This is a genomic window from Azoarcus sp. DD4 (assembly GCF_006496635.1).
In the GTDB taxonomy this organism is placed as follows: domain Bacteria; phylum Pseudomonadota; class Gammaproteobacteria; order Burkholderiales; family Rhodocyclaceae; genus Azoarcus.
The window spans coordinates 4,180,261-4,192,494 of the sequence record NZ_CP022958.1; the positions used below are offsets into that span (position 1 = coordinate 4,180,261).

The 12,234-nt window shown below is 67.4% G+C and carries 12 protein-coding genes; 3 read left to right on the plus strand and 9 right to left on the minus strand.

The window, feature by feature from the left end; all coding sequences use genetic code 11:
- Nucleotides 1–13: 13 nt before the first annotated feature.
- A complete protein-coding gene (locus CJ010_RS19315) occupies nucleotides 14–892 on the minus strand; it encodes a radical SAM protein (RefSeq protein WP_141019560.1) in 879 nt (292 codons plus the stop codon).
- Nucleotides 893–992: 100 nt separating this feature from the next.
- On the opposite strand from CJ010_RS19315, the gene queD reads away from it, so the two are divergent.
- Entirely contained in the window at nucleotides 993–1,442 is a 450-nt protein-coding gene (gene queD, locus CJ010_RS19320) for a 6-carboxytetrahydropterin synthase QueD (protein WP_141019561.1), read from the plus strand.
- Nucleotides 1,443–1,512: 70 nt separating this feature from the next.
- Here the strand turns inward: queD and CJ010_RS19325 are convergent, their stop codons facing one another.
- The 7 genes from CJ010_RS19325 to CJ010_RS19355 all read right to left on the minus strand — a co-directional run bounded on the left by CJ010_RS19325 (nucleotide 1,513) and on the right by CJ010_RS19355 (nucleotide 8,617).
- Nucleotides 1,513–2,682: a fatty acid desaturase gene (locus CJ010_RS19325; RefSeq protein ID WP_141019562.1), complete on the minus strand. Its 1,170-nt coding sequence runs from the start codon at nucleotides 2,680–2,682 to the stop codon at nucleotides 1,513–1,515.
- Between the two features lie 84 nt (nucleotides 2,683–2,766).
- Nucleotides 2,767–4,116 carry a mechanosensitive ion channel family protein gene (locus CJ010_RS19330; RefSeq protein WP_141019563.1) on the minus strand — a complete coding sequence of 450 codons (1,350 nt, stop codon included), beginning with the start codon at nucleotides 4,114–4,116 and terminating at the stop codon, nucleotides 2,767–2,769.
- Between the two features lie 2 nt (nucleotides 4,117–4,118).
- Nucleotides 4,119–4,703: a phospholipase D family protein gene (locus CJ010_RS19335; RefSeq protein WP_371415713.1), complete on the minus strand. Its 585-nt coding sequence runs from the start codon at nucleotides 4,701–4,703 to the stop codon at nucleotides 4,119–4,121.
- Nucleotides 4,704–4,707: 4 nt separating this feature from the next.
- On the minus strand, nucleotides 4,708–6,024 hold the full coding sequence (locus CJ010_RS19340; protein WP_141019565.1) for an RsmB/NOP family class I SAM-dependent RNA methyltransferase: 1,317 nt from the start codon (nucleotides 6,022–6,024) through the stop codon (nucleotides 4,708–4,710).
- Between the two features lie 10 nt (nucleotides 6,025–6,034).
- Nucleotides 6,035–7,213, minus strand: a complete 1,179-nt coding sequence (locus CJ010_RS19345) for a DUF3108 domain-containing protein (protein ID WP_141019566.1) — start codon at nucleotides 7,211–7,213, stop codon at nucleotides 6,035–6,037.
- Between the two features lie 6 nt (nucleotides 7,214–7,219).
- Nucleotides 7,220–7,864 carry a phosphoribosylglycinamide formyltransferase gene (purN, locus tag CJ010_RS19350; RefSeq protein ID WP_141019567.1) on the minus strand — a complete coding sequence of 215 codons (645 nt, stop codon included), beginning with the start codon at nucleotides 7,862–7,864 and terminating at the stop codon, nucleotides 7,220–7,222.
- 51 nt (nucleotides 7,865–7,915) lie between these two features.
- On the minus strand, nucleotides 7,916–8,617 hold the full coding sequence (locus CJ010_RS19355; RefSeq protein WP_240794415.1) for a hypothetical protein: 702 nt from the start codon (nucleotides 8,615–8,617) through the stop codon (nucleotides 7,916–7,918).
- Nucleotides 8,618–8,816: 199 nt separating this feature from the next.
- Between CJ010_RS19355 and mutL the strand changes: the two genes are divergently transcribed.
- On the plus strand, nucleotides 8,817–10,691 hold the full coding sequence (gene mutL / locus CJ010_RS19360; protein WP_141019569.1) for a DNA mismatch repair endonuclease MutL: 1,875 nt from the start codon (nucleotides 8,817–8,819) through the stop codon (nucleotides 10,689–10,691).
- Between the two features lie 29 nt (nucleotides 10,692–10,720).
- On the opposite strand, the gene CJ010_RS19365 is transcribed toward mutL, so the two are convergent.
- Nucleotides 10,721–11,362, minus strand: a complete 642-nt coding sequence (locus tag CJ010_RS19365) for a DUF4124 domain-containing protein (protein WP_141019570.1) — start codon at nucleotides 11,360–11,362, stop codon at nucleotides 10,721–10,723.
- 269 nt (nucleotides 11,363–11,631) lie between these two features.
- On the opposite strand from CJ010_RS19365, the gene nikR reads away from it, so the two are divergent.
- Entirely contained in the window at nucleotides 11,632–12,114 is a 483-nt protein-coding gene (gene nikR / locus CJ010_RS19370) for a nickel-responsive transcriptional regulator NikR (protein ID WP_141019571.1), read from the plus strand.
- The last annotated feature ends 120 nt before the right edge of the window (nucleotides 12,115–12,234 follow it).

Here is a 12,234-nt window from a genome sequence, read left to right on the forward strand (position 1 = left end):
CCGCCCTGCGCCATCAGGGACTGACGCGCACCGTCAGCCCCCGTTGGCGCAGGCATTCGCCTATCGCTTCCAGTTCCTCCGCAGACAGCGGCTCCAGATGGCCGGCTTCCGGTTGCATCGACGGCCTCGCAATGCCGTACAGCAAAACCCCCTGCAGCTTGCCGACACCCGCCTCTTCGAGCACGCCCAGATAGGCTTCAAGCGCAGCCTCGTCGGGTGCCTCGCCGTCCCAACGGAACATGCAGGTCTGCACCCAGGTGGGACACAAGGCGCAACTTTGCGCCAGATGACGTGCAACCGCCTCCGGCTCCAGCCGCACGCCATTGATGCGCTCGATCGCGTCGGGCGTTCCGGCATCGACCTTGAACCACACCTCGCCCCCGGCCTCCCCCAGCCGGCGCACGCCGTCCTGCACGCGCGACTGCGCCATCAGGCTGCCATTGGTAATAAGCCGTAGCGGCACCGCATCGCCCCGCTCCCCACTGAGCCCGAATTCGGCCCGCAAGCGGATGGCAAGCGCAATCGCCTCCGGGAACACGGCCGCACTGGTCGGCTCGCCGTTGCCGGAAAAGGCGATATCGCGTACCACACGCAGCCCCTCCGGCGCATTGCGCGTCAGCCAGTCGCCATGTATCAGCGCACCGAGGAACAGGCGCAATTCCTCTTCCAGCAAGGCGAGGTCGATCGGCGGCGCCTTGCCGCGCACCAGCCCGGGAACCTGGCAATACACGCAATGCCAGTTGCAGGCATTGTTGGGATTCAGGTTGATGCCGACGGAAACGCCGCCGGCGCGCCGCGACAGCACCGGGTAGACGTAAGTCAGACCGGCGAGATCGCGATCATGATTGCGGACGGAAAGCTGACCATCTAGCGGTTTGATACTGGAATTCATCGTGACTTCAGTAACTTGCGGAAAACCGGGGAAGGACGCGCGACGCCGGCCGTCGCAGCGGCGATGCTATAATCCGCCTCCGTTTCCAAGAGGAATCAACATGCGCATCACCCGTCGGCTGGAATTCGACGCCGGCCATCGCATTCCGGACCACGCCAGCCAGTGCCGTCATCTGCACGGACATCGCTACGCCATCGAGATCACGCTTTCGGGTGACATCATCGACGCCGCCGGACAGCCGGTCAATGGCATGGTGATGGACTTCGGCGACGTCAAGAAGCTTGCCAACGAACATGTCGTCAGCCGCTGGGACCACGCTTTCCTGGTCTATCGCGGCGACACCGCCGTCGCCGACTTCCTGACCTCGCTGCCCGGCCACAAGACGGTGGTGCTCGACGTCGTACCGACGGCGGAAAACCTCGCCGCCACCGCATTCCGCATCCTCGATCCTGTCTATCACGACATCTACGGCAACCACCTGCGCCTGGAGCGGGTACGCCTGTTCGAGACGCCCAACTGCTGGGCGGACGCAGTGCGCGCCGAAGTCTGAATCGCTACGCGACGACTAAAACGAAACGGGGGAGCCTGGCTCCCCCGTTTTCATTCTCCGAGTACGCGCGTCAGAGTGCGTAACGCCGCAGGCGGAGCGAGAACTCCTGCAACTGCTGGATGCCGCTCTGCTCCGCGCGCACGATCCAGTCGTGCAACTGGCCCAGCAATTGTTCGCGGGTCGCGTTGGAACGTGCCCAGATCGCGGCCAGTTCCTCGCGCATCGTCACCACCGTCGCCAGCGCCTTGCTGTCCTTGAGCAGCAGTTCGAGCTGCTGCTTCTGGCCGGCCGCAAGGTGACGCTCCTCGCCGGACAGTACCCAGCGCTTGAGCGCCTTGGCGTCGAGCACGCTGCCGTGGGTCGCCTTGAGCCGCTCGATCTCTTCCGAGCAGGTCTGCTTCAGGCTGGCCATGTAGCGGGTCATGACATCATAACGATGGGTGATCACCGCCTGCAGCGTGTCGAAGTCGACCATGCCCTTGGCTTCGCCGAACTTCGGCAGCGGGATGGTCTTGCGCGCCTTGGCCAGCCGGACGATTTCCATCAGGCGGATGTACATCCAGCCTATGTCGAACTCGTACCACTTGGCAGACAGCTTGGCCGAAGTGGCAAAGCTGTGGTGATTGTTGTGCAGTTCCTCGCCGCCGATGAGGATGCCCCAGGGGAACAGGTTGGTGGAGGCATCGGTGCAATCGAAATTGCGATAGCCCCAGAAATGGCCCAGGCCATTGACCACGCCGGCCGCCCAGAACGGAATCCAGACCATCTGCACAGCCCAGATCGTCAGGCCGATCGGCCCGAAGCAGATCAGGTTGATGATCATCATCAGCGAGATGCCGACGATGTTGTGGCGATAGACATTGCGTTCGAGCCAGTCGTCGGGCGTGCCGTGGCCGTAACGCTGCAGGGTTTCCTGATTCTTTGCCTCGGCCCGGTAAAGCTCGGCACCTTCGAGCAGCACCTTCATGATGCCGCGTGTCTGCGGGCTGTGCGGGTCATCGACCGTTTCGCACTTGGCGTGGTGCTTGCGATGGATGGCCGCCCACTCCTTGGTGACCATGCCGGTGGTCAACCACAGCCAGAAGCGGAAGAAATGGCTCGGAATCGCATGCAGTTCCAGCGCCCGATGCGCCTGGTGACGGTGCAGGAAGATGGTCACCGAAGCGATGGTGATGTGGGTCAGGACGAGGGCGACGACGATGTAGCCCCACCACGGGAGATCGAACAACCCGGATATCATGCGATGAAATTTCCTTTCAGAAGAAAAGCTTGACGATTCTACGCGAAGCCCGCAACAGCACCAACCACATCCCGATGCGCGACGTCAAGTTTGTGCCGGCTGCGATGAGACCGGCGCGGTCGCGACCGGTTCCGGCACGGCGCCGAGCAACCTCACCTCGCGCTGCGGGAAGGGGATGCTGATCCCCTCCGCCTTGAACCGCCGCCACACGGCCATGTTGATGTCGGAAGTGATCTGCAGCGTGCCCTCCTCTGGATCTGCGATCCAGCAGCCCAACCGCAGGTTGATGCCGTTGTCGCCGAAGCTCGCGAGGAATGCCTTGGGCACCGGGTCCTTCAGCACCCGCGGCTGCTGTAGCGCAACCTCGATCAGGATGCCCATCGCCCGCTCCAGATCGGCCTCGTAGCCGACCTGGAAGGTCAGCGGCAGCGCCACCTGGCTGTCGCTGAAGGTTTCGTTCTGCACCACCGAACCCACCAGGGTCTCGTTCGGCACGATGGATTCGACGCCGTTGGCGGCGCGGATCACGGTGTAGCGGGTGGTGATTTCCTTGACAATGCCGCGTTCGGTGCCGACGGTGATCAGGTTGCCGATGCGCAGCGAACGGTCGAGCAAGAGGATGAAGCCCGACACATAGTTGGCAGCGATCTTCTGCAGGCCGAAGCCGAGACCGACGCCAAGCGCACCGCCGAACACCGACAGCGTGGTGAGATCGATCCCGACCATGGGCAGCGCCACCAGCACCGCTACCACGATCAGCACCGCCCGCAGGACGCGGGCAAGCACCACCCGCAGATTGGAATCCATCCCGACCGCCAGCGCCAGCCGGCGCTCCAGCGCACCGCCCACCCACATCGCCAGCAGCAGGGTCAGCATTACCATCGCCAGGCCCTGCAGCAGCGTCCACAGCGAGAGCTTCTGGCTGCCCAGCGTGAAGGAAACCGACTCCAGGCTGTCGATCACCTCCGGCAGCCAGCCGACGATGTGCAGCGCCACCACCAGCCAGGCGAGCGTCGCGAAGAAGCGTTCGAACGCGCCCAGCCAGCTCGAACGCCCTATCGCCTGACGCAAGGTGAACACGACGAAGCGGATCGCCGCCAGCGAGGACAGCAGCGGCACCGCAAGATCGAGCAGCGAGACGTTGTGATAGCGCGCAAGCACGCCGCGCGCCATCAGCACCAGTAACAGGGCCGACAAGGGAAAGATCACCCGCTTCACGCCATGCTCGCCGAAACGGCGCGCAGCGCTGACGGTGTGCGTAGCCGCTGCGGCCGCTGCGGCACCGCGGCGCAGCGCGGCGCGCTGTATCAGCCAGCCCAGACCGAGGCAGAGCAGCAGCGTGCCGATCTGCCACAGCACGGCGGGCTCCTGCAGGTCGCTCCAGATGTCGCGCAGCAGCTTGGCAAATTCGGCAGAGGTGACGGTGTCCTGCATCTTCAGGGCTTCCAGGGCAAGCGGGATATCGGTTGGGCCTGCGCACGGTGGCGCCGCCAGTTGTCGCGGTAGCTGCTGGCGAGCGCGCAATGCTCGCGCATCACCAGCATGTTCTCGGCATTGCGGTTGCGCGCCGACCACGTGAAGTTGTACGAGCCGGTGACGACGGTGCAGCCCGGCCCCTCAGCGTCGGCAATCACCACCTTGTTGTGGGCCGCTGCATAGCGGGTTTCGAGCGCCACCGGCACACCGGCTTCGAGCAGCCGCGGCAGCGCGTTACCCTTGTCGCGGCGGTTCATCCTGGCGTCGGCCAGTACTTCGACCGTCACGCCGCGCCGGTGCGCCCGCACCAGCGCATCTGCAATACGCTTGCTGGTAAAGGCATAGGCCTGCACCAGCAGCGAACGGCGCGCGTCGGCGATGACGCCGAGCAAGACCTGCTCGGGATCGTCCCAGGGCGAAAAGGCGAGCTCCACCTCGCCCCTGGCCGCGAAGCGCTCGGCGGCCGTCACCGGCGGTGCGGCTGCCAGTGCGAGCGCCACGAGCGGAAGACTCAACAAGCGGCCCAACGCGGCGACCGGCCGCATCGGTTCAGCCGGCATCGGCTACCCGTTCCAGCACCGCGGCAAAGAAGCCGTCGGTGTCGTGCTGGCTGGGCGACAGGCGCAGACGATCGCCGGTGGCAAGCTCGACGCCCTGCTTCTGCAGCACCGCCTCGGCACTGACCGCGCGGAAGTCCGGATGCGCGGCGAGGAAGGCATCCACCACGCCGTCGTTCTCTTCGGCCAGCAGGCTGCAGGTGGCATAGACCAAGCGGCCGCCCGGCTTCACCAGCCGCGCCGCAGAAGCGAGGATGGCGCCCTGCTTGAGCACCATCTCGTCCACCGCCGCCGGCGTCTGCCGCCACTTGAGATCGGGATTGCGGCGCAGCGTACCGAGCCCGCTGCAGGGCGCATCCACCAGCACGCGGTCGGCCTTGCCGGCCAGGCGCTTCACCTTGGCGTCGTTCTCGTGCGCGATCAGCACCGGATGCACGTTCGACAGGCCCGCGCGCGCCATGCGCGGCTTGAGCTTGGCCAGGCGCTTTTCCGACACGTCAAAAGCATAGAGCCGGCCGGTCGAACGCATCATCGCACCAAGCTGCAGGGTCTTGCCGCCCGCGCCGGCGCAGAAATCGACCACCAGCTCGCCGCGACGCGGCTGCACCAGCAGGCCGAGCAGCTGGCTGCCTTCGTCCTGCACCTCGACGCTGCCGTCGAGGAAGAGCGGATGCTTCTGCAGGGCGGGCTTGCCGGCCAGGCGTATGGCCTGCGGCGACAACTTCCCGGCTTCGCAGGGATAACCGCTCTCCGCCAGCGCAGCGGCCGCCTTGTCGCGGTCGGCCTTGAGCACGTTCACCCGCAGGTCGAGCGGCGCCTGACGGTTGAGACTATGGGCGAGTTCGAGCAGAGCCGTCTCGTCGTGGGTCCGCAGCAGGCGCTCGGCCAGCCAGTCGGGCAGGTCGGCCCGCTCCGCGAGCGAGCCCTCTTCCAGCGTCGCAGCCTTGATTTCGCCCACCCAGTCGCGTTCAGTAGCGGACACCAGGCCTTCGAACTGACGCATCGGCCAGCCCTCGCCGCGCGCCAGCCAGGCCAGCAGCAGCTGGCGCGGCGTCGCACGTTCGCCCGCCAGCCGGCGCAACCAGCGCAGGCGGCGAACGATGCCGTAGATGGTCTCGGCCATGAAACCGCGGTCGCGGTGACCCAGCTCGCGGTTGTCGCGGAAGTAGTGCGACAGCACCGCGTCGGCCGGATGATCGAAGGTGAGCACGGCACCGAGCGCCTGGGCTGTCTGGATGAGCAGCGCACGCGAGGGCGCGTCGGTGCTGACCGGCTTGTTGACCTGCTTATTGATCGGCTTCTTTTGCATGGGACTCTTTTCAGTTCTGGGGAAGGCTGGCCAGGGGATCGGCCTCTTCCTTCAATTCAATCATCTCTGCCTGTCCGGCAGGTTTGGGAGCATCGCCTTCGTCGGGCGGCGCCAGCCGCAGGCGGATCGCCTGCTGGTCGAGCACTTCGCCCTTGTCATCCACCATGCGGATACGCACCGGCAGCATGCCGTAGTTGCGCGCCAGCCAGATGTCTATGGTGAGCTTGCCGTCCTCGGCCTGCGCGCGCAGGCGCAGGGTTTCGAGGCGGCCGATGGGCAGGCGCAGCGTTTCCTCGCCCACCCGTTCCAGCAGCGCCACCTTGGCGTCCTTGTTGCTTGCCACGGTAAGCGTAGTCGGCAGTCCGCTGAGGCCGACGATGCCGATCTGATGCCACAGGCTCAGCACGTCCTGGTCGCCCGGACGGATGTCCGCGGCACGCCGTTCGCGCTCGCCGCGGCGAATGCTGACGCGCCCGGCGGCCCAGTCGAACTCTGCGCTTTCCGGCGCCTTGCCGCGCTGCTCGACCTGGAAGCGCTGCGGCTTCAGACCCTGCGGCCCGAGTTCGCCTTCGCTGCGCTGCACGTAGTGAAATCCGCGCACCAGCCCGGCCAGCCCGGTGGTCTGCAGGGTCACCTGCATGGTGTAGCGGCTGTCGTCGTGCGACCACTCGTGCACTGCCTCGCCGACCACGAAAGCGCCCTCGCCCATCGCCACCCGGAACACGATGCCGCCGTGAGTCGGCCAACCCTCGGAGCTGTAGGTTTCGCCCTCGTCGGCCGCGGCCAGCACCGGCTGAACCGCGGCCGACGCGGGCTCGGCGGTCGGGCCGGAAACCGGCCCCGCTTCCAGCACAGTTTCACCCGGCGCCGGCAGCATCGTCGGCTCACCCATGTCGACGGGCGCAAGAGCTTCAGCGGGCGCCGGCCGCGGCCGGGCCACAGCTTCGACCCGCGGCTTGGGTGGGGCTTTCGGCACCAGCTTGGGAGCCGGCGCCTTGGGCAGGGGTGGCGGCTCAGGCTGCAGCGAGGCCAGCTTGACCGGCATGGGCGGCGCCACCAGCCGCGCCTCCATCACCGGCAACTCGTCGGCCTGATTCGATGCCGGCCATGGCCATTCGGCCGTGCCGAGCAGCAGCGCGTGGGCGACGACCGAGATCGTCAGGGCCGCGACCATGCCCCGGTTGATCATCGTGGTTCAGGCCTCCACCGGCGGAACGATGCAACCGCTCGAGGATACCGGCTCGTCGCTGATCCGGACCCGGCCGGATGGGTCGAACCCAAGCCGTCCTTCGGCGAACCAGCGGATGGCCTGCGGATAGATTCGGTGTTCCTGCTCCAGCACCCGCGCCGCCAGCCGCGCTTCGTCATCGCCCGGCAGCACCGGCACCACCGCCTGGATCACCACCGGCCCGCAGTCGAGCGTCGCGGTGACGTAATGCACCGTGGCCCCATGCACGCGCACACCAGACGCCAGCGCATGGCGATGGGTGTGCAGGCCGGGAAAGGCTGGCAGCAGCGAGGGATGGATATTGAGCAGGCGGCCTTCGTAGCGGCGCACGAAATCTTCGGTCAGCACCCGCATGAAGCCGGCCAGCACCACGAGGTCGGCGCCACGCGCATCGATCTCGGCGGCCAGTGCGGCATCGAAACCGGCGCGGTCGGCAAAGGCCTTGTGGTCGACAACCGCGACCGGAATGTCGTGCGCGCGGGCGAACGCCAAGCCAGCGGCATCCGGCCGGTTGCTGATCACCGCGGCAATGCGCACGCCGGGGATCGCGGCCCGGACGATGGCTTCCATGTTGCTGCCGCGCCCGGAAATGAGAATAACGATGGACTTCATGTCGCGCAGTGGAGAGGTCTTGCGGAGAATGTGTTGTGCGGGCCCGGCGCGCTAGCGCACCGGCAGGAAGACCGCGCTGGCCAGGTTCTGGACCACGCGCGTCACCTTGCGTTCGGTTTTTTCCTCGATCACGTCGGACAGCACCTCCAGCATGCCGATGATGCGTCCGAATTCGCGCTCGAAGCTGAGATTGCTCACCGTACCGATCTCGTTGGACAGCAACAGCGGCTGGCCCTGGGCATCGCGGGCGGCGGTGAGCTTCCAGGCCGCGATCTCGACGTTACGGGCTGCATTGTAAAGGTGCTGGGCGTCCAGATCATCCAGTATGTACAACTCCTCACGATCGCCGAAGGCCGTCTGCACCATGCTGGCCAGGCCGACGACGTAGGCGTGCACCCGGTCGCCGCGGTATTCGGGGTGCAACGCTACCTGCAGTGCCTCGATGTCGCGACGGTAACCGAGCGCTTCGACGCGCCAGCCGTGATCGCCATCGAAGATGCGGGCGATCGCCGCCTCCATGCTGGCCGCGTCGCCCTTGCGCCACTCGCGCGGATTGCGCTTGTAGAGCTTCTCGGCCAGTCGCCGCAGGCTGAGGAAGATGCGCTGCTGGGTGGTGTCGGAGTAGCGATTGACGTCGGTCTTGATGAGATGCTGCGGCGCGTAACCCGGCAGGCGGCCCTGCTTGGGCGCCGTACCGGGCGACGAACAGCCGACGCACACCGACAACGCCACCGCGGCCACCCCCCGGAACATTCCCGGCCTGCCCTCCATACGCCTCCCCCTGCGCGCGCAAGGCGCGATCATCGCCGCGCCGCGCGGCGTCTTCTGGTTTGTTTTCGGCAAACATGATAGCGCGGCTGCATGCGCCCGCCGCGCCGCCGGCAGCCTTCGCCCGTCCCGGCCCGGGTGGCACCGTATAATCCCTTGCCCGCGCAGCACACCCGGACCGTCCATGCCGCAGATTCACCGCCTCCCAGACCTGCTCGTCAACCAGATCGCCGCCGGCGAGGTCGTCGAACGCCCCGCCTCGGTACTGAAAGAGGTGCTGGAGAACGCCGTCGACGCCGGCGCGCGCGCAGTCGAGGTGCAGCTGGAACAGGGCGGCGTGCGCCGCATCCGCATCACCGACGACGGTTGCGGCATCGCTCGCGACGATCTCGCGCTCGCGCTCGAACGCCACGCCACCAGCAAGATCGCCACCCTCGACGACCTCGAACGCGTCGGCACCATGGGCTTTCGCGGCGAGGCGCTGGCGGCGATCGCCGGCGTCGCGCGCACCACCATCACCAGCCGCGCCGAGGGCGAGGCCCACGCCTGGCGCATCGACGGCAGCGACCGCAGCCTTGCGCCGGCAGCGCTCAACCAGGGCACGGTAGTGGACGTCGCCGATCTCTACTACAACACGCCGGCGCGGCGGAAATTCCTCAAGTCCGAGGCAACCGAATACGCCCACTGCGACGAGATGTTCCGCCGCGTCGCCCTGGCCCGCCCCGACATCGCCTTGCAGCTCTCGCACAACGGCCGCGTCGCCCATCGCCTGCCGGCGGGCGAGCCGATGCGGCGCGTCGCCGCGCTGATGGGCGACGACTTCCTGCAGCAGGCGCGCGAGGTGATCGCCGAGGGCGGCCTGCTTCGACTCACCGGCTTCGCCTCGCTGCCGGCCTATTCACGCGCCAGCCGCGACGCCCAGTACTTCTTCGTGAACGGCCGCTACGTGCGCGACAAGCTGCTCACCCACGCGGTGCGCCAGGCCTACACCGACATCCTGCACGGCAGCCGCCACCCGGCCTACGTGCTCTTCCTCGAACTCGACCCGGCCGGGGTGGATGTCAACGTGCACCCAGCCAAGATCGAGGTGCGTTTCCGCGAATCGCGCGCGGTGCACCAGTTCGTGTTTCATGCGGTGAGCCGCTGCCTCGCCGAATCCGGCGCGGCACTCGCCGGCCGCGAGCAGGCCGGCGCTGCCATCACAGGTAGCCTTGCGCCGGCGGCAGACTCCGGCGCGCTCGACGACAAAGCCGCGACGCCCACCACCCGGCCGAGCTGGTCGCAGGCGCCCACCGTGCAAGGCCGGTTGGCGATGGATTCCGCCAGTCACCGCTATTACGACTTTGTCGGCGGCGCGCATCCTGCCGGCGAGGCGAACACGGCCGACGCCCCGGCACCCCGCATGTGGTCGCCGCCAGCACGCCAGGAGCGCCCCGCCGGCGACTTCACGCCGACGCCGCTGCCCCGGGGCGACAAGGCGCCGCCGCTCGGCTACGCGCTGGCGCAGTTGCACGGCATCTACATCCTTGCCCAGAACGAGGCCGGACTGGTACTGGTGGACATGCACGCCGCCCACGAGCGCATCCTCTACGAGAAGCTGAAGACGGTGCTCGACGGCACCCCCTCGGTGCAGCGCCTGCTGATTCCGGCGGTGTTCTCGGTCAGCGCGCGCGACCTCGCCGCCGCCGAGGAATGCAGCGAGGTGCTCGGCCGCATGGGTTTCGAGGTGAGCGCGGCCGGTCCTCAGGAACTCGCCGTGCGCAGCGTACCGGCACTGCTGGCGGGCGCACCGGTGGCCGAGCTGATGCGCAAGCTGCTCGAAGACCTGCGCGAATTCCCCGCTTCGGAAGTCGCCACCGCAAGGCGCAACGAACTGCTCGCCACCATGGCCTGCCACGGCGCGGTCCGCGCCAACCGCCAGCTCACACTACCGGAGATGAATGCCCTGCTGCGCGACATGGAAGCCACCGAGCGCGCCGATCAGTGCAACCACGGCCGTCCGACCTGGACCCAGCTCAGCATGGGCGATCTCGACCGCTTCTTCATGCGCGGCCAGTAGCCGAGCACATCGCAGGCGCGTCGAGCGACTCAACGCGTCGCGGGGCGCTCCTCGCTCGATACCCTGCCGGCGCGGACCGACGGCTTGCTGCCCTGCTGCGACGGCGCCTGCGGCGTCACCCCGACACTGCCCTTGGTGACCGATGGCGCGTCCCGCATTTCCCGGCGATCGCGCCGGTCGTAATCGCGGTGCCGGCCGTCGTCGCGATGATCGTCGCGCGTGTGTGGATAGGCCTGCTGCGGTCGATAGGGCCGCACCGGGACAGGAACCGGAACCGCGATGTAGCGTGACCCGAGCGGTCTTCCCTCCTCGTCGCAGGCCTCGCGGTATTCGCGCTCGCAGTCCGCACGCGCTTCCGCCTTGCGGTCCGCCTCTTCCTCCCGGCGCGCCTCCTCGTCGCGGCGGAGGCGCCGTTCCTCTTCGAGTTCGCGTTCGAGGCGCTCCAGCCGCGCCGCGGTGGCGTCGGCCGGAGCAGGTGTCGCAGCGGCCGCCGGAGCCGGCATTACCGTAACGCTGCCGCGCCCGCCTATGGGTTCGGCATTGACGCCGGGCGGCGGCTGGCTTCCGTAATTGAGCTGCCCGCCAGCGTCCTTCCAGCGATACACGGTTTGCGCCTGAGCCGCCACGGCCCAGGCCAGGCCAAGCACGCCGTAGATCCAGATCCGCCTCATTCCGCTCTCCACCCCATGGTGACTCCCGACCCCACATCGCGCGCATCGAGTCTTGTCTACAGTGTAGCTGCCGCCCCCGCCGCGGTCGCCGCCCGCCGCGGCGAGCTTGTCCCCAGGCAAGGTGCACAGCCTGCGGGATAAGCTGTGGATAAGCCCGCCAAACCGATGATGCAGCAGCACTTGTCCAGGCTGCCCATATTTTGTGCAAGCGACTAAGATTGCGCCGCCGGCACCTCGCCGCCCCACCCCGTTTCCGCCCGGAGCCCAGCATGGAACGCTTCACCATCTCGCTCGAAGACGATCTCGCCCATGCATTCGACGCCCTCATCGCCGAACGTGGCTACAGCAGCCGCTCGGAAGCAGTACGCGACATGCTGCGCCGCGAGCTGGAAGGCGCCCGCCAGAACCGGGGCGACAGCGGCCACTGCATCGCCAGCCTCAGCTACGTGTTCAACCACCACGAACGCGATCTCGCCGAGCGGCTGACCGGCATCCAGCACGATCACCACGACCTCAGCGTATCCACGCTGCACGCCCATCTCGACCACGACAACTGCATCGAATGCGCGATCCTGCGCGGCCCGACCGCGGCCGTGCGCCGCTTTGCCGACTCGATCATGGCGCAAAGCGGCGTACGCCATGGCCAGCTCAACCTGGTCACGGTCGATGTCGCCCACACCCATAGCGCCCACGGCCACGATCACAGCCACCCGCAGGGCCCGGCCCACTTCCATTACCGCCCACGCAGCTGAACCGCTGGCGCAAGCGCCACCACGGCGACGTCGCATCTGCGACAGGCTGCAGCTGCGAAGCACTACCGGCTTCCGGCAAGCCCTTGAATCTCAAGGGTGGATTCCGACCAGAAGGTACGG